The organism is Micromonospora sp. DT47 (assembly GCF_049844475.1).
GTDB lineage: Bacteria > Actinomycetota > Actinomycetes > Mycobacteriales > Micromonosporaceae > Micromonospora.
In genome coordinates this window covers 18481-44826 of the sequence record NZ_JBNCLC010000031.1, presented here as the reverse complement: position 1 = coordinate 44826, position 26346 = coordinate 18481, and the positions used below count along the sequence as shown (strand labels likewise).

The window sequence follows — 26346 nt, the reverse complement described above, 5'->3', positions numbered from 1 at the left end:
ACTTCGCCGGCTCGTGCGACGGTGCCCCACTGGGCGTGGTCAAGGAGTACATCGAGAACCAGAAGCATCCAGGTCCGTGACGGCGTTCCTCCCGGCCGTAAACGGCCGGGGTTCCCGCCTTATTCACTGCTGAAAGGCGGCCACCGGCAGGCCACGGCCCGGCGGCGGCCCGTTGAAACCTGTTTGCGGCACACGCAACCTCCCGCCCTGTCGGCTCGCTGCCCGGCCCCTGTTGCTGCACACTTGCGCCGTGGATGGTGGAGAGCACAAGCGCCCGGTGACCGCTGACGACGCCGCCCCGCGCTCCGCGGTGGTGGTGAACCCCGCGAAGGTGACCGATCTCGACGAGTTCCGCCGTACGGTGAACGACGCTCTCGCGGCGGCCGGCTGGCCCGAGCCGGCCTGGCACGAGACCACGGTCGAGGATCCCGGCCGGGGCCAGACCGAGCGGGCGGTCGCCGACGGCGCCGAGGTGGTCTTCGCCTGCGGTGGCGACGGCACCGTGATGGCCTGCGTCAGCGGGCTGGTCGGCACCGACGCCGCCCTGGCCGTGCTGCCCCAGGGCACCGGCAACCTGCTCGCCGCCAACCTCGGGCTCTCCAACGAGCTCGCCGCCGGCCTGGAGGTCGCGGTCGAGCGCGGCCTGCGCCGGCTGGACGTCGGCGCGGTCGACGACCAGTACTTCGCGGTGATGGCCGGAATGGGCTTCGACGCCCAGATGCTCGACTCCACCTCCGAGACCACCAAGGCCCGGATCGGCTGGCCGGCGTACATCATGGGTGCCGCCAAGCACCTGCGGGACCGGCCGATGCGGGTCTCGATCAGGATCGACGACCGGCCGCCGATGCGCCGCCGGGCCCGCTCGGTGCTGATCGCCAACGTCGGCCGGCTGCAGGGCGGCGTACGGCTGCTCACCGACGCCGAGCCCGACGACGGCTGGCTGGACGTCGCCGTGCTCACCCCGCGCACGCTCGGGCACTGGGTGGCCATGGGCTGGGCTCTGGTACGCCGGCGCGGCAGCGTGCCCCGGATGGAGGTGTTCCGGGCCCGCAAGGTCGAGATCACCAGCAACCGGGCGCAGCCCCGCCAGCTCGACGGCGACCTGATCGACCCGGGCCGCTCGCTCAAGGCCGAGATCAGGCCGGAGTCGCTCTGGCTCTGCGTGCCGCGGCCGGAGCGTCACCCCGACCTGTCGGTGAACGCCGACGCGGCGGCGAAGCGGGGCGAGAAACTGGTCGAGGAGGCGCGCCGTGAGTAGCACCAAGCTCGTCCCCGAGACCCGGCTGATGTCGGAGGACGAACTCTCCGCCGACGACGCCTGGCGTACCCTGCGCCGGCAGGGCGGCTGGTGCCTGCTGCGGGACGCCTTCATCCGGTTCCGCTACGGCGACGGGTTCAGCCACTCCCGGGCGTTCGCCCTCCAGCTCTGCCTCGCCGTGGTGCCGTTCATGATCGCGCTGACCGGTCTGATCACCGAGCTGGGCGTGGCGGAGGGCGGCCAGGTGGTCGCCGACACCGTGCTGGCCCTCACCCCCGGGCAGAGCGAATCGGTGGTCCGGGAGCTGCTCGGCGGGGGCGAACGCACCGAACGCGCCGGCGAGGTGGCGCTGACCCTCGGTCTGCTCACCGGCCTGGTCGCGCTCACCACCACCATGGCCCAGATCGAACGGGGCGCAAACCGGATCTACGGGGTCGAACGGGACCGCCCGGCCCTGGCGAAGTACGTCCGGGCCGCCGTCCTCGCGGTGACCGCCGGCGTCCCCGCGCTGACCGGGTTCCTGATCCTGGTCGGCGGCGGGGCGATGGGCGACTCGGTGCAACGGCACTACGAGTGGGGCGAGTTCGCCAACGGCGCCTGGGACGTCGTCCGGTGGCCGCTGAGCCTCGGGCTGACCGTGGTCGCCGTGGCGGTGCTCTTCCGGCACGCGCCGCGGCGCAACCAGCCCGGCCTGTCCTGGCTCTTCTTCGGCGCCGGCATCGCCACCGCGCTGTGGTGGCTGGCCAGCCTGCTGCTCGCCGGGTACGTGAAGCTCAGCGACGGGTTCGGGCAGACCTACGGCGCGCTGACCGGGATGATGGCCCTGCTGCTCTGGGCCAACCTGACCGGCATGGCGCTCTTCGGCGGGCTGGCCTTCGCCGCCCAGCTGGAGGCGATGCGGATCGGGGTGCAGGAGCCGGCCAAGCCCGACCTGTGGGAGCCCGAGGCCGAGCGGGCGGAGATGCTCGACACCGGTGAGATGACCGCCCTCTGACCCGACGCGCGGGCACCCGGTGTACCGGGAACGCCGATCGGGTACAGCGCCTCGCCAGAGGACAAGGGAGGTGCGGAGTGACCGCGGTCAAGGAGAAGACGGCCCGACGGCCGCTCGGCCATTTCGCCGAACGGAGCATCGCCGGGCTGCTGGCCGTGGCCGGCGGGGGCGTCGGGTTCGGCCTGCTGCTCATGCTGGTGCGGTTCAGGTGGAGTCCGCTGCAGCACGCCGATCACGAGGCCGCCGAGTGGTTCAACGGGCTCGTCGCGCCGCACCACGCGCTGGTCACCGTGCTCCAGGCGATCACCGACCTGGGCGGCCGGCCGGTGCTGATCTGGCTGGTCACGATCGCCGTGGTCGGCCTGCTGATCCGCCGCCAGTCCCGGCTGGCCGTGTACCTGATCATCACCGGGGTGGGCGGTCTCATCCTCGACCCGTCGCTGAAGACCCTGGTCGGGCGGCTGCGCCCGGTGGTCGACGTGCCGGTCGCCAGCGCGCCGGGCAACAGCTTCCCCAGCGGGCACGCGCTCGGCTCCTTCGTCGCGTACGGGGCGCTGCTGCTGGTCTTCCTGCCGGCCATGTCGCCGAAGTGGCGCAAGCCGGCGATCGCGATCGTCGCCGTGCTGGTGACGCTGATCGGGCTGACCCGGATCGCGCTGGGCGTGCACTTCGTCTCCGACGTGCTCGCCGGCTGGCTGCTCGGCGCGGCCTGGCTCGGCGTCACCGCGTACGCCTTCCGGCTCTGGCGGCGCGAGCGCGGCCGGTCGGTGCCGCCGCTCTCCGAGGGCCTGGAGCCGGAGGCCGGTGAGGAGATCTCCCCGGCCCCGGCCGAGGAACACCTGCTGGAGCACCCCCGCTCCACCGTGGCGGAGCTGCTGGTCGGCTGGGTGATCGTCTTCGGCGCGCTGTACGGCTTCGGCATGTTCGTCAGCTACCACGCCAAGGGCACCTTCTTCGACACCCTCGACACCGAGGTGCCGCGCTGGTTCGCCGAGCGGCACAGCGACACCCTCACCGACCTGAGCTGGTGGTGGAGCAAGTTCGGCGACACCCACGCGATCCTGCTGATCTCGCTGGTCTTCTGCCCGCTGGTGCTGGCGGTCTGGCGGCGCTGGCGGCCGGTGCTCTTCGTGGCGCTGGCGATGTTCGGCGAGCTGACCCTCTTCCTGGCCTCCGCCCGGGCCGTCGACCGACCCCGTCCGCAGGTGGAGAACCTGGACGGGCAGATGCCCACGTCGTCCTTCCCGTCCGGGCACATCGCGGCGACCATCTGCCTCTGGTCGGCCATCGCCATCATCGTGTTCGTCCGCACCGACCGCTGGTGGCGCTGGCTCTTGGTGGCGATCGCAGTGATCATGCCGGTCGGGGTCGCCGTGTCCCGGATGTACCGCGGCATGCACCACCCGACCGACTTCATGGGCGCGATCCTGCTCAGCGCGCCCTGGGTCGGGCTGCTCTACTGGGCGATCCGCCCCAACGCCGACGTGCACGAGGGCAACCAGCCGGCCATCGGGTCGGAGCAGGTCGGCGAACTCGACGATGAGCTGGCGAAGGCCGCCCGGGTGGACTGAGCGCCGCCCATGCTGCGGGTGATGACCTGGAACATCAGGACCGGCGGTCGGGACCGCACCGGACCCGACCGGCTGGACCGGGTGGTCCGGGTCGTCACCGACCAGCGCCCGGACGTGCTGGCCCTGCAGGAGTTGCGGGACTTCGACCGGGGTGGGCTGCTGGCCGACGTCGCGGGCCGGGTGGGCATGTCGCCCCACCTGGCCCGCTCCTGGTTCGGGCAGCCGGTGGCCGTGCTGGTCCGCCCGCCGCTGCGGGTGCTGGCCGCGGGGCCGGTGCGTCGGCCGTTCCACCACGCCGCCGCGCGGGTGGTGCTGGCCACCGGGGCGGGTCCGCTGACCATGGTCAGCACCCACCTCGACCCGTACTCCGGTGGCCGACGGCGGATGGAGGCCGACTGGCTGGTGGCCGCCGTGCGGCCCAGCCGGGGAGCGTTGGCGCTGCTCGCCGGTGACCTCAACACGCTCGACCCGGCGGTCGACCACGCCGACCGCCTGGCCGGCCTACCGGCCCTCTACCGGCGACGGCACCTGCGGCGGGACGGCCGCACCGTCGACACCCGCGCGGTGTCCCGGTTGCTGGCGGCCGGCCTGGTCGACCTCTACCCGTCGTGCGGCGCCGGCGCGCCGGAGCAGGACGGGCTCACCGTGCCGACCCGGTTCGGCGGGGCGGAGTTCGCCGGAATGCGGCTGGACTACCTGTTCGGCACGGCGCCGGTGGCCGCGCTGACCAGGCAGGTCCGGGTGGTCCGCGGTGGGGACGCCGACACCGCCTCCGACCACTATCCGGTCGTCGCCGAGCTGGACCTCGACCCGGCCTGACCAGATCGGACCGGACGGGACCGTGCAACCGTTTCCCGCCCCGCCCCGCCCCGCCCCGCCCCGCCCCGCCCCCATCCGTACGGTGAGGGGCGCCCGCCCCGGGACGGGGAGTGGTCGATGCGGGTCGGACAGCTGGGGGAGACGACCGGTGGGCGGCCGGTCCGAGGTCCGCGATGAGTCGCGGTGCAACCGTTGCCGGTGCCGGCGCCATCCGTACGGTGAGGGCCGCCGGAGTCCGGGACGGGGAGTGGTCGATGCAGGTCGGGCAACGGCAGGACTACGTCGAGTTCGTCACGGCGATGACGCCGAAGTTGCGGCGGACGGCGTACCTGCTGACCGGCGGTGACGCCCACCGCGCCGACGACGTGGTGCAGCAGACGCTGACCAAGCTGTACGTGAAGTGGAGCCGGGTGCGGGCGGCGGACGACATCGGGGCGTACGTGCACCGGATGCTGGTCAACGCGTTCCGGCAGGAGCGTCGTTCCCGCTGGTTCGGGGTCCAGTTGTTCGACCGGGCGCCGGAGCCGGAGGTTCGCGGCGGGCCGCCGGGTCCGGCGGAGTCGGTGGTGGACTCGGTGGCGGTGCGGGCGGCGTTGGCGCAGGTACCGGCGGGTCAGCGGGTGGTGCTGGTGCTGCGGTTCTACGCCGACCTGAGCGTGGAGCAGACCGCCGAGGTGCTGGGCTGCTCGACCGGCAACGTGAAGAGCCAGACCGCGCGGGGGCTGGCGGCGCTGCGCCGCCGGTTGCCGCTGGGGGACGCGACGGAGGTGAACCGATGAGCGAGGAGGCGCAGGTCCGGGAGTTGCTGGTGCGGGCCGCGGACGACCTGTCCCCGGGGGCGTTGACCCCGGATCACCTGCTGGCCGCGGGGGAGCGGGCGGTGCGGCGGCGCCGACGCCTCGCGGTGGGGGCCGCCGCCGCGGTGACGGCCGTGGCGTTGCTGGGGGCGACAGCGCTGCTCGGGGTACGACCGGCCGCGCCCCCGGCCGACCGAGGCGGCCCGCCCACGGCGAGCCCGACGGCGGGTCCGCCGACCGAGGCGCCGCGGACGTTGGATCCCGCGCAGCGGCTGTTCCGCCTCGGTTGGCAGCCGGAGGGCCTGCCCGAGGAGACGTTCGGCGGAGGCGCGACGAGCCAGGGGATCCAGCTCACCGACCCGTCGGCCCACCGGATGCTCAACGTGAAGGTGGGGGTGCGCGGGCAGGACAGGAGCAGGTTCCTCGTCGTCTGGGACGGGCGGACGTCCGTGCCGGTGCCGGAGCAGGGCGCGCCGGGGACTCCGGTGGACCCGGTGCGGGGGCGGAAGGCCTGGTTGTACACCAGCCGGGACGGCCGGGACGTCACGCTCTCCTGGGAGTACGCCCCCGATGCCTGGGCCGTCCTCTGGGCGCAGAACCTGGAGCGGCCCGCCGAGGTGCTCCGGCGGGTGGCGGAGGGGCTGGTCTGGGAACCGGAACGGGTCACCGTGCCGGTGGCGCCGATCAGGATCCCCGCCGGGGTCGGGCTGTACAGCGTGGCGGTCAGCGTCAGGGACGGCCGCTGGCAGTGGGCGCAGCTCAGTTATCACCCCGGCCCCGCGGAGAGAGAGGATCCGGACGGTGTCACCGTCGAGGTGAGCCGGGAGGAGCCGGGAGTTCGGGGCACCCGCGTCACCGTCGCGGGACGCCCCGCCTGGGTGGTGGACGAGTCCCCGCACAGCATGGGCGTCTACCAGGTGGCGCGGCTGGCGGACTCCTGTTCGCCCTGCTTCGCCGAGGTCCGGGTCATCTCGGCGGGCGGCCTGGCCCTGCTCGGCGGCCGCGACGCCGCCCTGGCCTTCGCCGCCTCGATCCGCCTGGTCCCGGAGCCGGACACGCCGGGCGGCTGGCGTCCGCTCTGACGCCGGCGCCCGGGCCGGCTGCGTGCGGTGCGCAGCCGGCCCGGGCGTGGCGGGCGGTTCGTCGGGACCCGGTCGGGCCGGCGGTCAGAGGACGAGGTTGAGCAGCACGGTCAGCACCACCGAGGCGAGGATCGAGAAGAGGATCATCAGGAGGCAGCCGAGGCCGCCGCCGGCAGGGCGGATCTCCATGTTGCCGATGCGCACCGGTTCACCTCACAGTTCTCGGAGCCGGGGCAGCAGCTCCTCCTGTGCCCAGTCCAGGAACATCGGCTGGGTCTCGCCGCCGACCTGCACGATCGCCACGTGGGTGAAGCCCGCGTCGACGAACTTCCGGAACGCCTCGACGTGCCGGTCGACGTCCGGACCGCAGGAGATGCCCTCGGCGACGTCGTCCTCGCGGACGTACTGGGTGGCCGCGGCGAACGCCTCCGGGCCGGGCAGGTCGGCGTTGACCTTCCAGCCCATGCCGAACCAGCGGAACTGGTCGTGCACGAGCTTGCGACACTCGGCCTCGTCGGGGCCGTAGCAGATCGCCACCTGTCCGTAGCGGGGCTGGCCGGCGCCGCCCGCGTCGTCGTACAGCTGGATGATCCGGGGGTCCGGCTCGGTGGAGACCAGGCCGTCGGCGTACTCGGCGGCGAGCGCGGCCGACGACGGCCCGGAGGCCGCGACGGCCATCGGGACGGGCAGGTCCGGCCGGTCCCAGACGTACGCCTCGGGGACGTCGTAGTGGTTGCCGGAGAAGGTCAGCGTCTCGCCGTTGAGCAGCGGCCGGATGATCTGCAGCGCCTCCTCGAACATCTCGTGCCGCTGCTGCACGTGGGGCCAGCCGCCGACCACGTGTTCGTTGAGGTTCTCCCCGGCGCCGAGGCCGAGGGTGAACCGGCCGTCCGAGAGCGCCCCGACGGTGCTGGCCTTCTGCGCGACCACGGCCGGGTGGTACCGGCGGATCGGGCAGGTCACGAAGGACATCAGCTCGGCCCGGGTGGTGGCGTGGGCGACCGCGCCGAGCACGGACCAGGCGTACGGGGAGTGGCCCTGGGAGTCCAGCCACGGGTAGTAGTGGTCGGACATCACCAGCTGGTCGAAGCCCGCCGCCTCCGCCCGCACCGCATAGTCGACCAGCTGCTTCGGGCCGGCCTGCTCGCACATCAGGGTGTAGCCGACGGTGACCATCCTGGTTTCTCCTTCCGTCCGACCTATCGTCCCCCGATACCCGGGCCCGCGCCGGTCAACCTCCGGTGTCCGGCTCGACCACAACGGCCGGCTCGGCGCTGGTGCCAGCACCACCTTCGGCTTCATCGCCAGCTGGAACGGCACGGGTGGCCGGGTCCGTGCGGACCCGGCCACCTCCTTCCGGTACGACCACCGTCCGGCCGCCGCGGTCCACGTGCGCCGGTCAGGGCGCGGTGTCGACCGTCCCGTTCGCCAGCCGGGCGGCCCGCATCATCAGGTAGCGCTGCTCGGGCAGGCTGGTCGTCCCGCCGGCCGCCACCCGGTAGTGCGCGATGGCGCCCTGCCGGTCGCCGGTCATCTCGAGCAGGTGCGCGCGGGCCGCGTGCAGCCGGTGGTGGCCGGCCAGGCGCGGGTCGGCCGCCAGCGCGGCGAGCGCGTCGAGCCCGGCGGTGGGGCCGTGCACCATCGCCGTGGCCACCGCCCGGTTGAGCGAGACCACCGGGCTGGCGGCGAGCCGTTCCAGCACCTCGTAGAGGGCGAGGATCTGCGGCCAGTCGGTGGCCTCGGCGGTGGGCGCCTCGTCGTGCAGCGCGGCGATCGCGGCCTGGAGCTGGTACGACCCGACCGGCCCGCGGGCCATCGCCCGGGTGACCAGCGCGGTCCCCTCGGCGATGAAGGTGGCGCCCCACCGGCTCCGGTCCTGGTCGGCGAGCGAGATCAGCTCGCCGGACGGGCCGGTGCGTGCCCCGGCGCGGGCGTCGGTGAGCAGCATCAGCGCGAGCAGCCCGGCCACCTCGCTGTCGTCGGGCAGCAGTGCGTGGATGGCCCGGGTCAGCCGGATCGCCTCCTCGGAGAGGTCCACCCGGCGCAGGTCGGTGCCGAGGCTGGCGGTGTGCCCCTCGGTGAAGGTCAGGTAGAGCACGTGCAGCACCGCGGCCAGCCGGGCCTGCCGTTCCCGCACGTCGGGCATCCGGAACGGCACGTCGGAATCGCGGATCCGCTGCTTGGCGCGGCTGATCCGCTGGGCCATGGTGGCCTCGGGCACCAGGAAGGCGCAGGCGATCTCGGCCGTGCTGAGGCCACCCACCGCCCGCAGCGTCAACGCGATCGCGGACCCGGTCGACAGCGTGGGGTGGCAGCAGAGGAAGAGCAGGACCAGCGTGTCGTCCCGGTCCGCGTCGAGCTGCTCGTCCGCACCCGGAGCGGTGGCGCGGCCGGCCGGATCCCGGCGGGCGGCGAGGTCCTCCCGGTTGCGCCGGGCCACCTCCGCGCGGACCAGTTCGATCATCCGCCGGTGGCCGACCTGGATCAGCCAGCCGCGCGGGTTGTCGGGCAGCCCTTCGACCGGCCACTGCGTCGCCGCCGCCAGCAGCGCCTCCTGCACCGCCTCCTCGGCGGTGGCGAAGTCACCGAACCGCCGGGCGAGCACGCCGAGGACCTGCGGCGCCAGCTCGCGCAGCAGGTCCTCGACGGTGCGGTCCGGGGTGTCCAGGCGTTACAGCTCCTGCGGCGGCGCCGACATGATCGGGTGCACCTCGATCGGCATGTTGAGCGGCCGGCCGCCGGGGCCGGGCGCGGCGGAGACGTGCGCGGCGATCTCGACGGCCCGCTCGGGGGTTTCGCAGTCGACGATCCACCAGCCGGCGAGGAACTCCTTGGTCTCGGCGAACGGCCCCTCGGTGACCACCGGGGCGCCGCCCTCGCCGGCCCGGACGATCCGCGCCTGCTGCGGCCCGGCCAGGCCCTCCGCCTGGACCAGTTCGCCGTCGGCGGCGAGCTTGCCGTTGGTCTCGATCATGAACCCGATGTGCGCCTGGATCTCCTCGGGGCTCCACGTCTCGATCGACGGGAAGTCGGTCCCGGCGGCGCTGAACTGCATCAGCAGCATGTACTTCACGGCTCGCTCCTCACGGTGTCGCACCGATTCTCGATGCTTTCACCCTCCGGTAGAAGCCGCCGCCCCGGTTCTCGACATCCGTTGGGAAGAAATTCCGAGAAATCTCAGCCGACCGCGGTGACCTCCAGCAGCAGCGCCTGCGCTGCGCCCAAGGGCCGTCAGGGATGGTGGGCGTCGGCGTCCGCGAATGCCACCTAGATCCACCGAGAACCAACATTAGCAACCTTGTCGATGTTGGAAAGTGTTGACGTGGTCCATCCGGAGGAGCACGCTCTGCTGTCATGCGACAGGACGGCACCTGGCAGGGCGACGGGATCTTCTACGGCGCCGACTACAACCCGGAGCAGTGGCCCGAGGAGGTCTGGGCCGAGGACGTGGCTCTGATGGACCAGGCCGGGGTCGACCTAGTCTCCGTCGGGATCTTCTCCTGGGCCCTGCTCGAACCGGCTCCCGACCGGTACGACTTCGGCTGGCTGGACCGGGCCCTTGACGTGCTGCACCAGGGCGGCATCGCCGTCGACCTGGCCACCGCCACCGCCAGCCCACCGCCGTGGCTGGCCCACCGGCACCCGGAGACGCTGCCCCGCCGGGCCGACGGCACGATGCTCTGGCCCGGCGGCCGGCAGGCGTACTGCCCCAGTTCGCCGATCTTCCGCGAACGGTCGCTCGCCCTGGTCGAGGCCGTCGCCGACCGGTACGCCGACCACCCGGCCGTGGTGCTGTGGCACGTCTCCAACGAGCTCGGCTGCCACAACGTGCATTGCTACTGCGACGTCAGCGCCGAGGCGTTCCGCCGCTGGCTGCGCGACCGCTACGGCGACCTGGCCACGCTCAACGACGCCTGGGGCACCACCTTCTGGAGCCAGCGCTACGGCGACTGGGCCGAGATCAACCCGCCGCGCTCCGCGCCGACCTTCGCCAACCCCACCCAGCAGCTGGACTTCCTGCGCTTCTCCTCGGACGAGCAGCGCGCCCAGCTGCGCGCCGAGCGCGAGGTGCTGAAGCGGCGGGTCCACCAGCCGGTCACCACGAACTTCATGATCGGCACCGGGACCAAGTACCTGGACTACCACTCCTGGGCGCCCGACGTGGACGTGGTCGCCAACGACCACTACCTGATCGCCGCCGACCCGCGGTCGTACCTCGGGCTGGCGCTCGCCGCCGACCACACCCGGGGCGTCGCCGGCGGCGACCCGTGGCTGCTGATGGAGCACTCCACCAGCGCGGTCAACTGGCAGCCGCGCAACGTCGCCAAGACCCCCGGCCAGCTGCGCCGCAACAGCCTGGCCCACGTGGCCCGGGGCGCCGACGGGGTGCTCTTCTTCCAGTGGCGGGCCTCCCGGGCCGGCGCGGAGAAGTTCCACTCCGCGCTGGTCCCGCACGCCGGCACCGACACCAAGGTGTTCCGCGAGGTCTGCCGGCTCGGCGCCGACCTGAAGGCCATCGCCGAGGTACGCGGCAGCCGGGTCGAGGCGGAGGTGTCGATCCTCTTCGACTTCGAGGCCTGGTGGGGAGTCGAGCTGGACTCCCACCCCAGCGCCGGCGTCACGTACGCCGACCGGGTGAAGGCGCTCTACGACGCGCTCTGGCGAGCCGGCGTCACCACCGACGTGGTGCACCCCTCGACCGACCTCACCGGCTACCGGCTCGTCCTGGTGCCCACCCTCTACCTGGTCCGGGACGCCGACGCCGAGGCCCTGCGCCGGTACGTCGAGGGCGGCGGCACGGCGCTGGTGACCTATTTCAGCGGCATCGTCGACGAGCACGACCACATCCGGCTCGGCGGCTACCCGGGCGCCTTCCGGGACCTGCTCGGCATCCGTACCGAGGAGTTCTTCCCGCTGCGCGCCGGCGAGCGGGTCCACCTCGACGACGGCGCCACCGCCGACGTGTGGACCGAGTGGCTGCACCCGGAGGGCGCCGAGGTGCTCGCCTCGTACGCCGACGGGCCGCTGCCCGGCGTCCCCGCCGTGACCCGGCACCGGGTCGGCGCGGGCACCGCCTGGTACGTCGGCACCCGGCTCGACGAGGCGGCCACCGACCGCCTGGTGGCCCGGTTGCTGGCCGGATCCGGCGCCCGACCGCCGGTGGACGCCCCGGCCGGGGTGGAGGTGGTCCGGCGCCGCCGCGACGACCGGTCCTGGCTCTTCGTGGTCAACCACACCGACACCGAGGTACGCCTCGACGTCACCGGCACCGAACTGCTCGACGGGGCGCGCTGCGCGGGCGACCTGGTCGTCCCGGCCGGTGAGGTGGCGGTGGTCCGGGAGGAGCGTGCCGCCGTCCGGCCGGTCCCGGACGCCGGGCCATGGGCCCCGGCGGCGGCCTGAGCCGCGTACCGTTTCGCCGTCCGTCGCGCGGAGAAGGAGGTCCGATGCTGGCCCAGCAACGGCAGAGCGCCATCCTGGAGCTGATCCGGCAGCGTGGTGGTGTCCGGGTCAGTCACCTGGTCAGCCGGTTCGGCGTCTCCGACATGACGATCCGGCGGGACCTCGAGGTGCTCGCCGAGCGGGGCCTGGTCGACAAGGTGCACGGCGGCGCGACCCTCGCCGGTTCCGGCTCCGCCGAGGAGCCTGGCTTCGCGGCAAAGTCGATCCGCCAGCAGGACGAGAAGCGGGCCATCGCCGAGCGCGCGGCGAGCCTGGTCGAACCGGGCATGGCGATCGCGCTGTCCGCAGGCACCACCACCGCCGCGCTGGCCACCCTCCTGGCCGACGTCTGTGGGCTGACCGTGGTGACCAACTCGATCCCGGTCGCCGACGCGCTCTATCAGAACCCCCGGGCCGACCAGACGGTGGTGCTGACCGGCGGCATCCGTACCCCGTCGGACGCGCTGACCGGGCCGGTGGCCGAGGCGGCGATCGCCGCCCTCAACGTCGACCTGCTCTTTCTCGGCGTGCACGGGATAAGTCCGCGGATCGGCTTCACCACGCCGAACCTGCTGGAGGCGGCGGTCAACCGGCGGCTGATCGGCGCCGCCCGGCGGCTCGTCGTGCTGGCCGACCACACCAAGTGGGAGACCATCGGGATCGCCACCATCGCGCCGCTGAACGAGGCCGACGTGCTGATCACCGACGGGAAGCTGCCGGCGGAGGGGCGCCGCCAGATCGGCGAGCAGGTCGGCGAACTGGTCGTGGTCGAGGTCGACTGACACCCGGTGGGGCCTGCTGGTGTCCCAGGCACTTCACAGCCGTACCGGTTAGGGTGCTCTGCGTGCCGTGTGTGCTTCAGGGTGTAGCACGCCGATGGTGAAACGGGAGTGCCGATGGTCTTCAAGAAGATGCTGAGCGCGTTCGGCGTGGGCGGGCCCAGCGTCGACACCGTCCTGGCCAACCCGAACACCCGGCCCGGCCTGGCCCTCGACGGCCAGGTCAACATCGTCGGCGGGGACGCCCTGGCCAACATCGAGCAGATCACCGTCGCCCTGGTCACCCGGGTCGAGATCGAGGGCGGCGACACCGAGTACGCCGGCATCATGGAGTTCCAGCGGATGGCGGTCAGCGGCCCGCTCCAGCTGGCGCCGAAGCAGCAGCTCGCCATCCCGTTCCAGCTGCCGGTGCCGTGGGAGACCCCGATCACCGACGTCTACGGGCAGCGCCTGCGCGGCATGACGATGGGTCTGCGGACCGAGCTGGCGATCGCCCGGGCGGTGGACAAGAGCGACCTGGACCAGGTCAACGTGCACCCGCTGCCGGTGCACGAGCGGATCCTGGAGGCCTTCCAGCGGCTCGGCTTCCGGTTCAAGCACGCCGACCTGGAGCGCGGCCACATCCGTGGCACCCAGCAGACGCTGCCGTTCTACCAGGAGATCGAGTTCTTCGCCGCGCCGCAGTACGCGCAGACCGTGCGGGAGGTCGAGCTGACCTTCGTGACCAGCCCGCACGGCGTCGAGGTGATCCTCGAATGCGACAAGCGCGGCGGCTTCCTCAGCCCCGGCCACGACGCGTTCGGCCGCTACGCCGTCTCGCACGCCGACGCCGACCGGGTCGACTGGGCCCAGGTCGTCGACGGCTGGCTGCGCGAGACCACCTCCCGCTACGGCGGCCTGCGCGCCTCCGGCTTCGGCGCCCCGCACGGGTACGGCCACGGGCGCCGCGGTCACGGCATGGGCGGGGCGGTCGCCGGGGCGGCGCTCGGTGTGGCCGGTGGCCTGGTGGCCGGCGAGATGATCGGGGACGCCTTCGAGGGCGACTTCGGTGGCGGCGACTTCGGCGGCGACTTCGAGTGAGCCGCTGACCCAGCGACGGCGGTGGCCCCCGGGAGGCGTCCCGGGGGCCACCGTTCTCAGGAGTTGATCTCGTCGGGTCAGTGCCGGGCCGTGCGCTCGGCACCGCTGCGGAAGTTGCTGCCGGCCTTGGCCAGACCCCGGCTACCCAGGTATCCGATGGTCAGCACGGTGATGAAGAACCAGGCCTGCGGGGCGCGGAAGATGTCCACCCCGACCGCGTTCTTGCCGACCAGATACGACGCGACCAGCACGCCGATCACACCGGCGACGTAGACCCAGAATTCGGTCGTCGCGAACGACGGCTTGGTCTCCGTGCCCGGTGCCTGGATGTCCTGCCGGCGCCCGTCGGGCATGACCGCCATCGGACGGGTGGTCTCCTCCATCGTCGCCCGGTTCGGCGCCTCCTGAGGTCGGTTCATCGACCTGGTGGATGCAGCCTGCGTGCTCATCTGGTCCTCCTCAGGATTTGATGAGTACTGCCATTCCCTCGCCCCGCTACCGCGGGTCGGCCGCGGCACGGTTCGCCTGGTGCGGCGGGGGACCCTGCGCCTACCCGAGGGCCCGGGGGAGGTAACACCGACCCGCCGCCGGATGAGCCGCCGCTGGTGGCACCCGGCGGGGGGAGTGCCACCGGCGGGGTACGTCAGCGCAGGCCGTTTGCGGATGGCCACGCCGATCAGCGGGTCCGGGTCGCCGGTGATGATCCCGTCCACGCCGAGGAACTGCCAATTGGCGGAGACCGTGGTCGCGCCGGAGTCGCCCGCCAACCCAACGGTCAGCCTCGGCAGCCTCGGCGGCGGGCAGGCGGGCACCGGGGAGGCGCCGCGGTGAACCGGTGTGGACGTCCTGATCGGCCACGGCCTGCGGGTTTGCTGGGGGCCTGCACGGGCAGGCAGTGGATTACCGCTAGTTCTGCGAGGTGATGAGCGTGCGTGAGAACCCGAAGCGACAGTCCGCCCGCAAGGCCGAGGAGCGGCTCACCGCCGGCGTGTACGGCGAGGGGGCGCTCGACGAGGTGACCGTGCCGCGCACCGACGAGACCCGGGTCATCCAGGAGGAGGACCCGGACGACCCGGCCGACGTGCCGATCGATGCAAACGTGCTGCGCGACGGCGGCCCGACCCGGGGCCAGGGCGCGATCACCACGACCGGCGGCACCGCCGGCCCGGCGAGCGCCCGCCGGCTGGCCCGCCAGCCGGAACGCCACCGGGGCGTGGTGGCTCCGACCACCACGGGCGACGCCACCACCGGTGGCCTGAGCACCCCGGCCGGCGGCCCCACCAGCGACAAGTCCGCCAGCGGCAGCCAGGTGGGCAACTTCACCAACGATCGGGCGAATCCCGGCTGACCCGCTCCCGCGATGATCGCGCTCGAGCATGGAAGTAGTGGCCTCGCCTGTGTGGGAGGCCACTACTTCCCGGATCCGGCACGATCTTGAAGAGACGCCGACCGGCGCGACGCCCCGGCCGGGACGCCCCGCCGGGCCGGACGTGGGTCAGGCGGGGGTGGGTCGGAGGATGCCGAGGCGTTGGGTGGCGCGGGTGAGGGCGACGTAGAGGTCGCTGCGGCCGCGGGGGGACTCCGCCACCATGCGGTCGGGGTCGACCACCAGCACCGAGTCGAACTCGAGGCCCTTGGCCTGGCCGACGGTGAGCACCACCACCCGGCTCTCCAGCTCGGGCTGCTCACCGACGGCAACCTCGGGCAGCGCGGCGACCACGGCGGCGGCCAGCTCGTCGGCCCGACCCGCCGGCACGATCACCCCGAGCCGGCCGTCCTCCAGCCCGGCGGCCTCCCGGGTGGTCGCCTCGACCACTTCGGCGGCGAGCCGGTCGCTCGCGACCGTCCGGTCCCACGGCGGCATCCCGCTCTCGCGTACCGAGCGGGGCGGGCGCAGCGCCGGGTCGATCTCGGCGAGCACCTCGGCGGCGACCGCCATGATCTCGGCGGGGGTGCGGTAGCTGACGGTCAGCTCCTCCAGCCGCCACCGCTGCGACACGTACGGCTCCAGCGCCTCGGCCCAGGACGGGGTGCCGGCCAGGGCACCGGTCTGCGCGACGTCCCCGACGATGGTCATCGACCGGCTCGGGCAGCGGCGCATCAGCAGCCGCCAGGCCATCGGGGTCAGCTCCTGCGCCTCGTCGACGATGACGTGGCCGAACGCCCAGCTCCGGTCGGCCGCGGCCCGCTGGGCGGTGGTCAGGTGGTCGGCCTCCTCCTGCCGCTCCAGCAGCCGGTCGGCGTCGAGCAGGTCGGTGACGCCGAGGATCTCGCCGCCGTCGGCCTCGTCCTCGACGTCGATCGAGCGGGAACCGCGGGCGATCTCCAGCACGCCCTCGGCGTACTCGCGCTGGAAGGAGCGGACCCGTTCCCGGCGGGCGGCGGCGGCCCGCTCGTCCTCGCCGAGCAGCTCGGCGGCCTCGTCGAGCAGCGGCACGTCGGCCGGGCTCCAGCCACCGTCCGGTTCGCGGTGCAGCAGCGCCCGCTCGGCGCCGGTGAGCATCGGCGCGGCGGTGGCGATCCGGTCCGGCGAGGCGTACAGGTCGGCGAGCAGCCGTTGCGGGGTGAGCACCGGCCAGAGCCGGTCGAGCACGGCGTGGATCTCGGGCTCCTCGCGCAGCTCCCGGCGGATCTCGGCGCGGTCCGCCTCCTCCAGTAGGTTCTCCCCGCCCAGCGGGTCGGCGCCGATCCGCTCGGCGACCTGCGCGGCGAGGGCGTGCACGATCTCGATGTCGAAGAGCGCGCGGGCCAGGTTGTGTGGCCGGTCGGCGCGGCGGACCCGGTCGCGGGCCTCCCGGACGGTCTCCGGGTTCAGCCGCAGCATCTCCCCCTGGGGCAGTTCGATCTCCACCGGCTCCGCCGGCACCCACTGCCGGTCGCGCACCGCGGCGGCGAGCACCTCGGCCATCACCGCCCGCCCCTTGAGCGCGGCGGTCTCCGCCGGCTCGTCCCGCCCGGCGCTGACGCCGGGGAAGAGGTCGCCGGGGGTACGCAGCAGCACGCCCGTCTCGGCCAGCGCCGGCAGCACCTGCGAGATGTAGCGCAGGAAGGTGGCGTTCGGCCCGACCAGCAGCACGCCGCGGGTGGAGAGCTGCTGGCGGTGCGTGTAGAGCAGGTACGCCGCCCGGTGCAGCGCCACCGCGGTCTTGCCGGTGCCCGGGCCACCCTGGACCACCAGCACGCCCGGCAGGTCGGCGCGGATGATCCGGTCCTGCTCGGCCTGGATGGTCTCCACGATGTCGCGCATCCGGCCGGTCCGCCCGGCGTTGAGCGCGGCGAGCAGGGATGCCTCGCCGGTCAGCTCCTCGTGGGCGGTGGGGGAGGCGGTGGCGATGTCCAGCACCTCGTCGTTGAGGCCGGTGACCTTGCGCTGCCGGGTCCGCAGGTGCCGTCGGCGACGGACACCCTGGGGGCTGGCGGCGGTGGCGAGGTAGAACGGGCGGGCGGCCGGGGCGCGCCAGTCCATCAGCAGCGGGTCGTAGTCGCCGCTGGTGTCGAAGATGCCGATCCGGCCGATGTAGTGCTGGGCGCCGTCGGAGCCGTCGAGGCGGCCGAAGCAGAGGCCGTTCTCCACGGCGGAGAACTGCTCGACCTGGTCGGCGTACATCCGGACGGCGCTGTCGCGCTGGGACCGCGCCTGCAGGGTGCCGCCGGTGGTCCGCAGTTCCTCGGTGAGCCGTCGGGCGGCCTGCTCACGCATGCCGTCCAGCTGGCCGTAGAGCACCGAGACGTACTCCTGCTCGCGGCCGATCTCGTCGTCGTGCTGCTGCAGCTCGCCGGAACCGCCGGAGTGCGTTGACAAGCCGTCTCCTCGTCAGTTAGAATTCCGCGAGGAATGGCGTCGAGGCCATTCCTTTTTTGCGTCTGGGAACTGTTGAAGATACCGCGCGGCGAGCCGCGGTACCAAGCGTGCCGGTCCTCCCACGATCACGTCACACCGCCGCGCCGACGCACGCGCGAACGGGGGCCCGCACCGGCTCCCGCCGGCCCGGACCCCCGAGCGTCGATTCCGTGGTCAGCCCCGCGCGGCCTGGTAGAGCCGCTCCGGCGTCACCGCGCCGGCCAGCAGCCGCCCGTCGTCGGTGAGCAGCACGCTGAACAGCTTCCCGGTCAGCAGCCGACCGCTGCCCCAGTCCCCGCTGACCTTCGGCAGCCCGTTCAGCAGGTCGATCGCCGGGCCCGCGGCGGCCCCGGGCCGCGGCGGGTCGGCCGCCGTCCGCTTCGGGTCGCCCAGGCCGGCCGCGTCCGTCCGCGCCACCACCACGGTGGTCCAGCCCGTGCCGACGGTACGCACGTCCGTGCCGTCCGGCCGGCGCGGCGCGGCCCGGCGCTCGGCGTCCGCCGGCGGGCCGGCCGGCGCCTCGGTGATCTTGACCCCGGGCGGCGGGTTGAAGGCGAACTGGTCGGCGTCCGGGCGGCGGTAGTCGACCTGGGTGAAGGCCAGCTCGAAGGCGGGCTGGTCGGTGCCGTCGGCGAAGACCTCGAAGCGCAGCGGGACGTGTTCCTTCGCGTCGATGGCGATCCGCACCTGGTGCACCAGGGACGCCTCGTCGCGCGGGGAGAGCACCAGCTCGTACGCGTCCCGCCCGGCGACCGTGGCGGAGCGGCCGATGGTGACCGCGGTGCTCGGGTCGACCGCGGCGAGCGCCCGGTCGGCGGCCTCCTTGGGGGTGGCCGGCAGCGACGCGTCGGGGGCCCGGTCCGCCGACTCGGGCAGGGTGCGGTGCACCGCCGTGTTGGCCCGGCTGTCCCAGGTCCAGACGTCCCGGCCAGAGCGGATGACGTCCCGCTCGCCGAGCGTGTCGAGCATCGCGACCCGCTGCTTGTCCGGCCCGGAGTACCAGACCCGCAGGGTGTGCGTGCCGGTGAGCACCCCGGTCAGGTCGTCGCCCCCGACCAGGCCGGCCAGCGGCGGCAGCCCCAGGTCGGCGCGCTGCACCACGGTGCCGGAGAGCCCGTCCAGGCGGGCGGTCTGCAGGTCGACCAGGAGCTGGGCGGCGCTGCGCGGCGGCAGCGCGGGATCGGCGTTGGCGGCGAACGTGCCGACCGCGGCGCCTCCGCCGACGACGGTCACCGCCGCGGCCAGCGGCACCAGCCAGCGCAGGGCGGGACGGCTGTTCAGTACGGACATGGCGCACCTCCTGCGCCCATCCTGCCCCGCCGGTGCTGTGAGGGTGCTGAGGACGCCGGAACCGGACGGCGGCGCCGGGGTGGCACGCTGGAGGGCGTGCGAGTGCTGGTGGTGGAGGACGAGGCCCGGTTGGCGGCGGCCCTGCAGCGTGGCCTGGCGGCGGAGGGCTTCGTGGTGGACACCGCGGCCACCGGTCCGTCGGGGCTGGACGCCGCCCGGCACGGCGGGTACGACGCGATGATCCTCGACGTGATGCTGCCCGGCCTCTCCGGGTACGAGGTGGTCCGCCGGCTGCGCGCCGAGGAGCACTGGCTGCCGGTGCTGATGCTGTCCGCCAAGGACGGCGAGTACGACCAGGCCGACGGGCTGGACTGCGGGGCGGACGACTACCTCACCAAGCCCTTCTCGTACGTGGTGCTGCTGGCCCGGCTGCGGGCGCTGCTGCGCCGGGGCGCTCCGGAACGGCCGACCGTGCTCAGCGCCGGCGACCTGCGCCTGGACCCGGCCCGCCGGCGGGTGACCCGGGCCGACGTCGAGGTCACCCTGACCGCCCGCGAGTACGCCCTGCTCGCCTACCTGATCCGCCGCCCCGGCCAGGTGGTCTCCAAGATCGAGCTGCTGGACCACGTCTGGGACGCCGGCGTGGAGACCGCCCCGAACGCGGTCGAGGTGTACGTCGGCTACCTGCGTCGCAAGATCGGCCGGGAGCGGTTGGAGACCGTCCGGGGCGCCGGCTACCGGCTGGCGACATGAGCCGGTGGGGCTGGCCGTCGCTGTCGCTGCGCGCCCGGCTGATGGTGATCGGCGTGGCCGGGCTCTCCGTGGGGCTGGTGCTGGGCGGGGTGGTGCTGCTGGTGGCGCTCGGCTGGACCCTGCAGCGCACGGTCGACGCGGAGGCGTTCCGCACCGCCGACGCGGTTGCCCGGCTGGCCGCCGAGGACGCCCTGCCGGATCCGCTGCCGGTGGCCGGTGGGCAGTTGCGGGTCCAGGTGGTCGACGCCGACGGGCGGATCCGGGCCGCCTCGATCGACGCCGACCGGCTGGTGCCGATGGTCGGCCCCGACCAGCTCGACGGCTCGGGCCGGCAGCGCACCGTCGTACCAGGGCAGCGGCTCGGCCTGCCCGGCCCGGTGCGGGTGGTGGCCGTGCCGGCGGGTACGGCGGCGGAGCCGCTGACCGTCCTGGTGGGCCGATCGACGGAGGACGTCCGGCACGCCGTAGGTGCCGCCCGGACCGTGCTGCTGATCGCCTTCCCGCTGCTGGTGGCGGTGCTCGCGGCGGTCGCCTGGCGGGTGGTCGGGGCCACCCTGCGCCCGGTGGAGTCGCTGCGCAGCGGCGCGGCGGAGATCACCGGCCGGGGCGCGGACGCCCGGCTGCCGGTGCCGGCCTCCCGGGACGAGATCCACCGGCTGGCGGTCACCCTCAACGACATGCTGGACCGGCTGGACGCCGCCCGTGCCCGGCAGCGGGCGTTCCTCGCCGACGCCGCGCACGAGCTGCGCAGCCCGCTGGCCAACATGCGTACCGAGTTGGAGGTGGCCCAGCGCCTGGCGGACCGGACCGACTGGCCGGCGGTGGCGACGGACCTGCTCACCGACACCGAGCGGCTGGGCCGGCTCGTCAACGACCTGCTGCTGCTGGCCCGCCTCGACGAGCAGCCCGTCGCGCGGGCCGGCCGGGCGGGGGAGCCGGTGGAGCTGGGCGGGCTGCTGGCCGAGGTCGCCGGCTGGTACCCGTCGCCGCCGGTGCAGCTGACGCCGCCGCCCGGCCCGGTGTGGACGGTCGGTGACCCGGACGAGCTGCGTCGGGTGCTGGCCAACCTGGTCGACAACGCCGTCCGGCACGCCCGGTCCCGGGTCGTCCTGGCGGTCCACCCGGACGACGGGACACCGTGGCCGCGCCCGGGCGCGGTGGACGCCGGGACGCCGCGGGCGGCGGCGGGTACCGCCGACCGGCCGGGGGACGGGACAGCGACGCCGGCGTACCACCTGGTGACGGTGACCGACGACGGGCCGGGCATCCCGGCCGCGGACCGGGAGCGGGTGTTCGACCGGTTCACCCGGCTGGACGAGGGGCGGGCCCGGGACGCGGGCGGCGCCGGTCTGGGGCTGGCCATCGTCCGGGAGCTGGTCCGCCGGGCCGGCGGAACGGTCGAGCTGGCCGACGCCGGGCCCGGCCTGACCGTCCGGCTGCGACTGCCGGCGCTGTCCGACCCGGACTGACGTCGGCTGGCTCCTCTGCCGACCGGCCGGCTCAGCGGCGGTCGGTGCAGACCCGGCCGGCTCGGGCGACGGTGTCGGTGGACCAGACCACCGCGACGGTGAAGCAGTAGTCGGTGGTGCGGTCCAGGCCGTAGACGACGAAGCCGGTCGTCCCGGCCGGCAGTTCCTGGAAGGCGCGCGGGTCCTGGTCGGCCCGGCCGCCCGAGATGACCACCGGCCCCTCGGCGCCGGACGGGTACGTCCAGTCCAGGGCGATGTTGTCCCGCCGGTCGCGCAGGCTCACCGCCCCGGGTGGCGTCCCGGGCGACGCGGGTGCCGCCGCGGGTGAGGTGGCGCTCGCCCCGGGACCGGCGGGGGAGCCGGTCGGCGCGGCGGACGACGTCGGGGACGCGGGCGCGGCCGGCCGGTCGCCGGTGCCGTCCACCTGCGACACCCCGGCGATCACCGCGACCGCGCCGAGCAGCACCACGACCACCCCGGCGACCGCGGCCGGTGCCGCCCTGATCCGGCGCGACGGCGGCGCGTGGTGCAGCGGCACCACGACGGGCTGCACCCGCGACGGGTCCGATTGGCCGACCCGGCGGACCCCCTCGGCCTCGTCGACGTACCCGCCAGCCAGGCCGACCACGGGCGGCGGCACCGGGTCGTGCGGGGTGGGTTCCGGCTCGGGGGCGGGCTCCGGCGGCCACCAGTCGGCGTCCTCGGGGTACGCCGCGTCGTCGGGCGGGAGCCGCTGCCCGGGCACCGTCGGCGGGTACGTCTCCTCGGCGGCCGGCGCCCCGATCGGCCAGGTCGGCGGCACGGGCGGGCCCTCAGCCGGCGGCGGGGTCCGCGCGGCCGGGACCACCGGCACGTCCCGCTCCTCGACCGGCTCGTCGTCGCAGACGTGGTCGGGGTCGGCGGCGGCCCGGGCCAGCGTGGCGACCTGCCGGGCCAGCGGGTCGTCGGCGGCCAGGTGCTCCCTGGCCAGCTCGCGGGCAAGGGCGAGGTTGTCGTGCGCCTCGGTGAACCGGCCGCAGTCGCGCTGCATCGCGCCGAGCCGGGCCAGCATCTTGATGCCGCTGGCGTGCCCGTCGCCGTAGACCTCCCGGTGCAGCTCCCAGGCGTCCTGGAGGCGTTCCCGGGCCTGCGCGCACTGGCCCCGGGCGTATTCCACGGTGGCCAGGTCGGCGTGCGCGGCGAGCACCCGCAGCGACTCGGGCCCGTCCCGGGCGGTCAGCTCCAGGATCACCTCGGAATAGAGCCGGGCCGCCCGGGCGTCGCTGCCGACCCGGTGCAGCACCGCCGCCAGGGTGGCCGCCGCCGAGATGGTCCGCTCGTCGGAGCGGCCGTACAACCGGCTGGCCGCCGCGTACGCGAAGGCCGCCCAGCCCCGCGCGGAGTGCGGTTCGCCGAGTGCGACCAGCACCCGCGCCTGGAGCCCGGCGGCGTCGGCCAGCTCGGGGGAGGCGTGGTCAGGGCGGGGATCGGCGTCGGTCAGCGCGTCGGAGAGCAGCCGCTGCGCGCCGGCCAGGTCACCGGCGGACACCAGGTGGTGCGCCTGGACAGTCAGTTCACCGAAGCCGGAGGGCACGCCCCATCGTGCTCGTCCGGCGACGGTATGTACAACCCACGCCTGGGAGCAAGTTGGTCAAGAACCGGTCAGGTGCTTCACCAGCGTTTGGCTGATCCGGCGCAGCTGATCGACCTGGGTCGGGCTGAGCGCGTCGAACAGGTGCTGGCGTACCCCCTCGACGTGGCCGGTCGCGGCGGCGCCGAGCACCTCGAAGCCGGTGTCGGTGAGGACGGCGACCTGGCCCCGCCGGTCGGTGGGGCAGTCCTCGCGGCGGATCCAGCCGGCGGCCTCGAGCCGGGTGGCGGCGTGCGAGAGCCGGCTGCGGGAGGAGCCGGTGCTCTCGGCCAGGTCGCTCATCCGCAGCCGCCGCTCGGGGGCCTCGGAGAGCCGGACCAGGATCTCGTAGTAGGCGTGCGGCATGCCCGCGTCGCGTTGCAGCTCGCGGTCGAGGGTCTCCATCAGCGCCCGGGAGGCGGCCAGGAAGGACCGCCAGGTCTGCTGCTCGTCGGGGTCCAGCCAGCGGGTCATGATGCCCATCATACCGATCAGTAGTTGAGTGCTCAACTAAACCGCGCTACCGTGTGGCCATGGGAATTCACCGCCTGAACCACGCCGTCCTCTACGTCAGCAACCTCGAGCGCAGCGTCGCCTTCTACCGTGACGTGCTGGGCTTCCGCCCGGTGGCGATGACCCCGGACGGATTCCGCGGCGCCGCCTTCCTCCACGCGCCCGACTCGACCAACGATCACGACCTCGGCCTCTTCGAGATCGGCGCCGCCGCCGGCCGCTCGTCCGCGGGCCGCAGCACCGTCGGCCTCTACCACCTGGCCTGGGAGGTCGACACCCTCGACGAGCTGGCCGCCACCGCCGAGCGGCTGGCCGCCGCCGGCGCCCTGGTCGGCAGCTCCGACCACGGCACCACCAAGAGCCTCTACGGGCAGGACCCGGACGGGCTGGAGTTCGAGGTGGTCTGGCTGATCCCGGCCGACCTGCTCGACGAGACCGCGATCGCCGCGCGCAAGCGGATCGGCCGGCTCGACCTCGACCGGGAGCGGCAGCGCTACGGCGGCCAGACCCGCGGCGGGGTGGGGATCTCCGTTCCGGCCTGAGCGTCCGTACGGTACAACGGCAGGATGTCGACCGACGCCGTCCTGCGTGAGCTGCTCGTCCGGCAGCTCGACCACTGGTTGCCGGGGGCGTTGCACCGCTCCCGGCGGGCCACCCTCGCCCTGTCGTACGCCGGGGAGCCCGGCACCGCCGAGGCGGCCCTGCGGGTGGTGGCCGAGTTCGCCGATCGGCTGCGCGGGCGGCGGCTGACCGTGCTGGTGCTGGCCGGCGCCGGTGCCGACCTGCCGGCCCGGCTCGGCGCGGTCGAGGCGACCCTCCCCGCCGACGTCGCGGTGCACCTGATGCCCGGCGACCCGGCCCGGCTGCCGGTCGCGCTGAAGGCCGCCGGAGCGGCCGGGGCGCCGCTGCTGACCGTGGTGGACGGCGCCGACCCCGACCCGGCGGTGCTGGCCGCCGCGGCGGCCGGCCGCCCGGCCGAGGTGCTGGTCGTCGCCCCGGCGCCGGCGGCGCCGCGTCCGGCGCTGACCGCGGCCGGTTTCCCGCTGGTCACCGAGGTCGAACTGGTCCCCGCCGACGGCTCGGCGACCCGGGTGGTCGCCTTCGGCACCGGCCTGGACCGGAGCCTGGAGGCGTTCAAGGACGCGCTCTGGGACGCCGACGAGTTCGCCGGGGTGCGCTACCGCGACCCGGCCGACCCGGCCGGCGGACTGCTCGACATCGCCCTGCACCCGGACCCCGGGCCGCTGCGCCGCGAGCTGCTGGCCGAGCTGGCCCGCTCCGGCCCGCGTACGGTCACCGAGCTGCGCCGGCACACCATGACCGCGACCGTCTACCGGGCCGCCGACACCGTCCGTACGCTGAGCACCCTGCTGCACTCCGGCGCGGTGACCCGGGATCCGGAGGGGGGCCGGCTCGGCGGCGACGTGGTGATCAGCGCGGCCCCCGCTGCCGATCCGTCAACTGCCTGACCACGATGGACGCCCCGGTGGCGATCACCCCGATGCTGAAGACCATCTGCACGCTGACCACCACCCGGGCGATCTGCCCCTGCGCGTGCACGTCGCCGTAGCCGATGGTGGTGAGGGTGGCCAGGGAGAAGTAGAGCGCGTCCACCCTGGTCTCCATGTCCGTGAACTGGCCGGGCCGGGTGTTCGCCACCACGTGGTCGGCGAGCGCGAAGGTGAGCAGCCCGGCGACGAGGGCGACCACGAGGCGGATCAGCGAGCGGATCTCCGCGGTGCCGGCGGCCGCGCTGGCCGTGAGCTGCCGGCGTACCTGGCCGGTGACCAGCAGGACGACGGCGACGACGAGGACCAGGGTGGCCACGGACCGCAGCACCAGCCGGGCTCCGTTGGGGTCGGGCTCCACCGGCACCAGGAAGTAGGCGAGCACCAGCAGCACGCAGGCGCCCAGTGCCCGCAGCCGCTCCCGCCGGTACGGCCCGTCGTCGGTCATACCGCGATTCTGCGTGGGGCGACCGCCCCGCCCGGTCGGAACGCCGAAGCCGGCCCGCCGGCGCCGAAACGTCGAGCGGGGTGCCGGTGATTCACCGGCACCCCGCTCGACCTCGGGACGTCACGCCCGGGTCTTGTCCTGCTTCACTTGTCCTGCTTCCAGGAAAGCGGCCCCGGCAGGTCGACACGGTGCGCCCTGGCCTTGGAGTTCCAGGACCAGCGACCGATCTTGATGCTCCAGGAGGAGAAGCCGTTCTCGGTGAAGTTCAGGATGATCGGCCCGTACTTCTTGCGCTTGCGGAACATCAGACCCATCGTGGGGCTCCCTTCGCCTTCCCTGTACTGCCCTGCTCTGTCGCGATCGAACATGCCCGGATCGAGGAATTGCGAAACCTGCTTCCCCTCCGCTCTGGACGGTGCCGGCAATCCCCATCGAGCCGGTAGGCGTTGCCGAGCGAAAAACCCAGCTCAGCAAGGGATGCAACCAAGCCAGCGATACACATTTCATGTTCTGGAAGGGCGTTGATCGGCCTCGTGCCCGGCCGGCAGCATGGGCTCATGTCGCAGCGGGCGAGCTTCTCCTCACCGCTCGCGTCCACGCCGACCTGGTCCGGCACGCGAGCGCGTTCCTTGCATCAGCGCGGCTCCCAGGCGTCGGGCAGAGCCGTCAACCTACGGACGTGGGCGGGCATCCGGCCACTGAGTATCTCGGCGAGGCTGACCTCGTCGAGCACCTGCCGCACGGCCGCCCGGACGGCGACCCAGAGCCGGGGCAGGTTCTCCGCCGTGCCCTCGTACCGGGTCTCCTCCGGGCGCAGCCCGCGTACCCCGGCCAGCGGGCCCTCGACGGCGCGCAGGATGGCGCCGACGGTGACCTCGCGCGGCGGCCGGGTCAGGGCGTAGCCGCCCTCGGCGCCGCGTTGGGCCCGGATCACGCCGGCCCGGCGCAGGTCGGCCAGGACGGCCTCGAGGAACTTGCGGGGCATGTCCTGCTCGGTGGCGATCGCCTGGGTGGAGAGCAGCGAGGGGTACGCGGCGGCGAGGCTCAGTGCCGCCCGGACCGCGTAGTCACCGCGCGCGGAGATCTGCACTCC

Annotated in this window: 26 protein-coding genes; 15 read left to right on the top strand and 11 right to left on the bottom strand. The window is 74.0% G+C overall.

The features are described 5' to 3' along the window. Window positions 1-250 precede the first annotated feature (250 nt). The 6 genes from ACLQ2U_RS29615 (at window position 251) to ACLQ2U_RS29590 (ending at window position 6521) form a co-directional block, all read left to right on the top strand. On the top strand, window positions 251-1258 hold the full coding sequence (locus tag ACLQ2U_RS29615; protein WP_425754188.1) for a diacylglycerol/lipid kinase family protein: 1008 nt from the start codon (window positions 251-253) through the stop codon (window positions 1256-1258). Beyond that, window positions 1251-2252, top strand: a complete 1002-nt coding sequence (locus tag ACLQ2U_RS29610; RefSeq protein WP_425754187.1) for a YihY/virulence factor BrkB family protein — start codon at window positions 1251-1253, stop codon at window positions 2250-2252. Before ACLQ2U_RS29615 ends, ACLQ2U_RS29610 begins: the two co-directional genes overlap by 8 nt. 77 nt (window positions 2253-2329) lie before the next feature. Continuing rightward, window positions 2330-3823 carry a phosphatase PAP2 family protein gene (locus ACLQ2U_RS29605; RefSeq protein WP_425754186.1) on the top strand — a complete coding sequence of 498 codons (1494 nt, stop codon included), beginning with the start codon at window positions 2330-2332 and terminating at the stop codon, window positions 3821-3823. A gap of 9 nt (window positions 3824-3832) precedes the next feature. Then, window positions 3833-4642 (top strand): endonuclease/exonuclease/phosphatase family protein, encoded by an 810-nt coding sequence (locus ACLQ2U_RS29600; protein ID WP_425754185.1) that lies wholly within the window; start codon window positions 3833-3835, stop codon window positions 4640-4642. A 218-nt stretch (window positions 4643-4860) separates the two neighbouring features. Continuing rightward, on the top strand, window positions 4861-5421 hold the full coding sequence (locus ACLQ2U_RS29595) for a SigE family RNA polymerase sigma factor (protein ID WP_425754184.1): 561 nt from the start codon (window positions 4861-4863) through the stop codon (window positions 5419-5421). Next, window positions 5418-6521, top strand: a complete 1104-nt coding sequence (locus ACLQ2U_RS29590; RefSeq protein ID WP_425754183.1) for a hypothetical protein — start codon at window positions 5418-5420, stop codon at window positions 6519-6521. Before ACLQ2U_RS29595 ends, ACLQ2U_RS29590 begins: the two co-directional genes overlap by 4 nt. A 213-nt stretch (window positions 6522-6734) precedes the next feature. Here the strand turns inward: ACLQ2U_RS29590 and ACLQ2U_RS29585 are convergent, their stop codons facing one another. The 3 genes from ACLQ2U_RS29585 to ACLQ2U_RS29575 all read right to left on the bottom strand — a co-directional run bounded on the left by ACLQ2U_RS29585 (window position 6735) and on the right by ACLQ2U_RS29575 (window position 9585). Continuing rightward, entirely contained in the window at window positions 6735-7697 is a 963-nt protein-coding gene (locus ACLQ2U_RS29585; protein ID WP_425754182.1) for a TIGR03557 family F420-dependent LLM class oxidoreductase, read from the bottom strand. 223 nt (window positions 7698-7920) lie between these two features. After that, on the bottom strand, window positions 7921-9189 hold the full coding sequence (locus tag ACLQ2U_RS29580; protein ID WP_425754193.1) for an RNA polymerase sigma factor: 1269 nt from the start codon (window positions 9187-9189) through the stop codon (window positions 7921-7923). A gap of 3 nt (window positions 9190-9192) precedes the next feature. After that, window positions 9193-9585 carry a YciI family protein gene (locus ACLQ2U_RS29575; RefSeq protein ID WP_425754192.1) on the bottom strand — a complete coding sequence of 131 codons (393 nt, stop codon included), beginning with the start codon at window positions 9583-9585 and terminating at the stop codon, window positions 9193-9195. Window positions 9586-9875: 290 nt separating this feature from the next. Between ACLQ2U_RS29575 and ACLQ2U_RS29570 the strand changes: the two genes are divergently transcribed. The 3 genes from ACLQ2U_RS29570 to ACLQ2U_RS29560 all read left to right on the top strand — a co-directional run bounded on the left by ACLQ2U_RS29570 (window position 9876) and on the right by ACLQ2U_RS29560 (window position 13822). After that, the gene (locus ACLQ2U_RS29570; RefSeq protein ID WP_425754181.1) at window positions 9876-11924 is read left to right on the top strand and encodes a beta-galactosidase; all 2049 of its coding nucleotides are present in this window, start codon (window positions 9876-9878) and stop codon (window positions 11922-11924) included. Between the two features lie 44 nt (window positions 11925-11968). Continuing rightward, window positions 11969-12745, top strand: coding sequence for a DeoR/GlpR family DNA-binding transcription regulator (locus ACLQ2U_RS29565; RefSeq protein ID WP_425754180.1), 777 nt, complete (start codon window positions 11969-11971; stop codon window positions 12743-12745). A 114-nt stretch (window positions 12746-12859) separates the two neighbouring features. Beyond that, window positions 12860-13822 (top strand): sporulation protein, encoded by a 963-nt coding sequence (locus tag ACLQ2U_RS29560; RefSeq protein ID WP_425754179.1) that lies wholly within the window; start codon window positions 12860-12862, stop codon window positions 13820-13822. 77 nt (window positions 13823-13899) lie between these two features. On the opposite strand, the gene ACLQ2U_RS29555 is transcribed toward ACLQ2U_RS29560, so the two are convergent. Beyond that, window positions 13900-14271: a hypothetical protein gene (locus tag ACLQ2U_RS29555; RefSeq protein ID WP_425754178.1), complete on the bottom strand. Its 372-nt coding sequence runs from the start codon at window positions 14269-14271 to the stop codon at window positions 13900-13902. A 79-nt stretch (window positions 14272-14350) separates the two neighbouring features. On the opposite strand from ACLQ2U_RS29555, the gene ACLQ2U_RS29550 reads away from it, so the two are divergent. Next, the gene (locus tag ACLQ2U_RS29550; RefSeq protein WP_425754177.1) at window positions 14351-14653 is read left to right on the top strand and encodes a hypothetical protein; all 303 of its coding nucleotides are present in this window, start codon (window positions 14351-14353) and stop codon (window positions 14651-14653) included. Between the two features lie 97 nt (window positions 14654-14750). Then, a complete protein-coding gene (locus ACLQ2U_RS29545; protein ID WP_425754176.1) occupies window positions 14751-15170 on the top strand; it encodes a hypothetical protein in 420 nt (139 codons plus the stop codon). A 147-nt stretch (window positions 15171-15317) separates the two neighbouring features. Here ACLQ2U_RS29545 and ACLQ2U_RS29540 read toward each other — a convergent pair whose 3' ends face one another. Together ACLQ2U_RS29540 and ACLQ2U_RS29535 are read right to left on the bottom strand one after the other, a co-directional pair. Continuing rightward, window positions 15318-17624, bottom strand: coding sequence for a HelD family protein (locus ACLQ2U_RS29540; protein ID WP_425754175.1), 2307 nt, complete (start codon window positions 17622-17624; stop codon window positions 15318-15320). Window positions 17625-17837: 213 nt separating this feature from the next. Beyond that, complete coding sequence (locus ACLQ2U_RS29535; RefSeq protein ID WP_425754174.1) at window positions 17838-18953, bottom strand: LolA family protein; 1116 nt, start codon at window positions 18951-18953, stop codon at window positions 17838-17840. 96 nt (window positions 18954-19049) lie between these two features. Between ACLQ2U_RS29535 and ACLQ2U_RS29530 the strand changes: the two genes are divergently transcribed. Beyond that, entirely contained in the window at window positions 19050-19706 is a 657-nt protein-coding gene (locus tag ACLQ2U_RS29530; protein ID WP_425754173.1) for a response regulator transcription factor, read from the top strand. A gap of 41 nt (window positions 19707-19747) precedes the next feature. Further along, window positions 19748-21175 carry a sensor histidine kinase gene (locus ACLQ2U_RS29525; protein ID WP_425754191.1) on the top strand — a complete coding sequence of 476 codons (1428 nt, stop codon included), beginning with the start codon at window positions 19748-19750 and terminating at the stop codon, window positions 21173-21175. Window positions 21176-21206: 31 nt separating this feature from the next. On the opposite strand, the gene ACLQ2U_RS29520 is transcribed toward ACLQ2U_RS29525, so the two are convergent. Beyond that, a complete protein-coding gene (locus tag ACLQ2U_RS29520) occupies window positions 21207-22748 on the bottom strand; it encodes a tetratricopeptide repeat protein (protein ID WP_425754172.1) in 1542 nt (513 codons plus the stop codon). 57 nt (window positions 22749-22805) lie between these two features. Then, window positions 22806-23267, bottom strand: a complete 462-nt coding sequence (locus ACLQ2U_RS29515; protein WP_425754190.1) for a MarR family winged helix-turn-helix transcriptional regulator — start codon at window positions 23265-23267, stop codon at window positions 22806-22808. Between the two features lie 50 nt (window positions 23268-23317). Here ACLQ2U_RS29515 and ACLQ2U_RS29510 point away from each other — a divergent pair, with 50 nt between their 5' ends. Both ACLQ2U_RS29510 and ACLQ2U_RS29505 read left to right on the top strand, forming a co-directional pair. Next, window positions 23318-23839 (top strand): VOC family protein, encoded by a 522-nt coding sequence (locus ACLQ2U_RS29510; RefSeq protein ID WP_425754171.1) that lies wholly within the window; start codon window positions 23318-23320, stop codon window positions 23837-23839. 24 nt (window positions 23840-23863) lie between these two features. Continuing rightward, window positions 23864-24766, top strand: coding sequence for a hypothetical protein (locus tag ACLQ2U_RS29505; RefSeq protein WP_425754170.1), 903 nt, complete (start codon window positions 23864-23866; stop codon window positions 24764-24766). Here the strand turns inward: ACLQ2U_RS29505 and ACLQ2U_RS29500 are convergent. The 3 genes from ACLQ2U_RS29500 to ACLQ2U_RS29490 form a co-directional block, all read right to left on the bottom strand. Further along, window positions 24729-25253, bottom strand: a complete 525-nt coding sequence (locus tag ACLQ2U_RS29500) for a potassium channel family protein (RefSeq protein WP_425754169.1) — start codon at window positions 25251-25253, stop codon at window positions 24729-24731. The two genes, ACLQ2U_RS29505 and ACLQ2U_RS29500, sit on opposite strands and share 38 nt — an antisense overlap. Window positions 25254-25396: 143 nt before the next feature. Beyond that, window positions 25397-25567 (bottom strand): DUF4236 domain-containing protein, encoded by a 171-nt coding sequence (locus ACLQ2U_RS29495; RefSeq protein WP_425754168.1) that lies wholly within the window; start codon window positions 25565-25567, stop codon window positions 25397-25399. A gap of 320 nt (window positions 25568-25887) precedes the next feature. Beyond that, window positions 25888-26343: an RrF2 family transcriptional regulator gene (locus ACLQ2U_RS29490; protein WP_425754167.1), complete on the bottom strand. Its 456-nt coding sequence runs from the start codon at window positions 26341-26343 to the stop codon at window positions 25888-25890. Window positions 26344-26346 lie beyond the last annotated feature (3 nt).

Bases quoted from the DNA above. Each gene is read 5' to 3' on its own strand.
- ACLQ2U_RS29555 (WP_425754178.1), bottom strand. From the start codon at position 14,271: ATGAGCACGCAGGCTGCATCCACCAGGTCGATGAACCGACCTCAGGAG.
- ACLQ2U_RS29570 (WP_425754181.1), top strand. From the start codon at position 9,876: ATGCGACAGGACGGCACCTGGCAGGGCGACGGGATCTTCTACGGCGCC.
- ACLQ2U_RS29565 (WP_425754180.1), top strand. From the start codon at position 11,969: ATGCTGGCCCAGCAACGGCAGAGCGCCATCCTGGAGCTGATCCGGCAG.
- ACLQ2U_RS29495 (WP_425754168.1), bottom strand. From the start codon at position 25,567: ATGGGTCTGATGTTCCGCAAGCGCAAGAAGTACGGGCCGATCATCCTG.
- ACLQ2U_RS29600 (WP_425754185.1), top strand. From the start codon at position 3,833: ATGCTGCGGGTGATGACCTGGAACATCAGGACCGGCGGTCGGGACCGC.
- ACLQ2U_RS29500 (WP_425754169.1), bottom strand. From the start codon at position 25,253: ATGACCGACGACGGGCCGTACCGGCGGGAGCGGCTGCGGGCACTGGGC.
- ACLQ2U_RS29510 (WP_425754171.1), top strand. From the start codon at position 23,318: ATGGGAATTCACCGCCTGAACCACGCCGTCCTCTACGTCAGCAACCTC.
- ACLQ2U_RS29525 (WP_425754191.1), top strand. From the start codon at position 19,748: ATGGTGATCGGCGTGGCCGGGCTCTCCGTGGGGCTGGTGCTGGGCGGG.
- ACLQ2U_RS29515 (WP_425754190.1), bottom strand. From the start codon at position 23,267: ATGGGCATCATGACCCGCTGGCTGGACCCCGACGAGCAGCAGACCTGG.
- ACLQ2U_RS29575 (WP_425754192.1), bottom strand. From the start codon at position 9,585: ATGCTGCTGATGCAGTTCAGCGCCGCCGGGACCGACTTCCCGTCGATC.
- ACLQ2U_RS29560 (WP_425754179.1), top strand. From the start codon at position 12,860: ATGGTCTTCAAGAAGATGCTGAGCGCGTTCGGCGTGGGCGGGCCCAGC.
- ACLQ2U_RS29585 (WP_425754182.1), bottom strand. From the start codon at position 7,697: ATGGTCACCGTCGGCTACACCCTGATGTGCGAGCAGGCCGGCCCGAAG.
- ACLQ2U_RS29590 (WP_425754183.1), top strand. From the start codon at position 5,418: ATGAGCGAGGAGGCGCAGGTCCGGGAGTTGCTGGTGCGGGCCGCGGAC.
- ACLQ2U_RS29505 (WP_425754170.1), top strand. From the start codon at position 23,864: ATGTCGACCGACGCCGTCCTGCGTGAGCTGCTCGTCCGGCAGCTCGAC.
- ACLQ2U_RS29535 (WP_425754174.1), bottom strand. From the start codon at position 18,953: ATGTCCGTACTGAACAGCCGTCCCGCCCTGCGCTGGCTGGTGCCGCTG.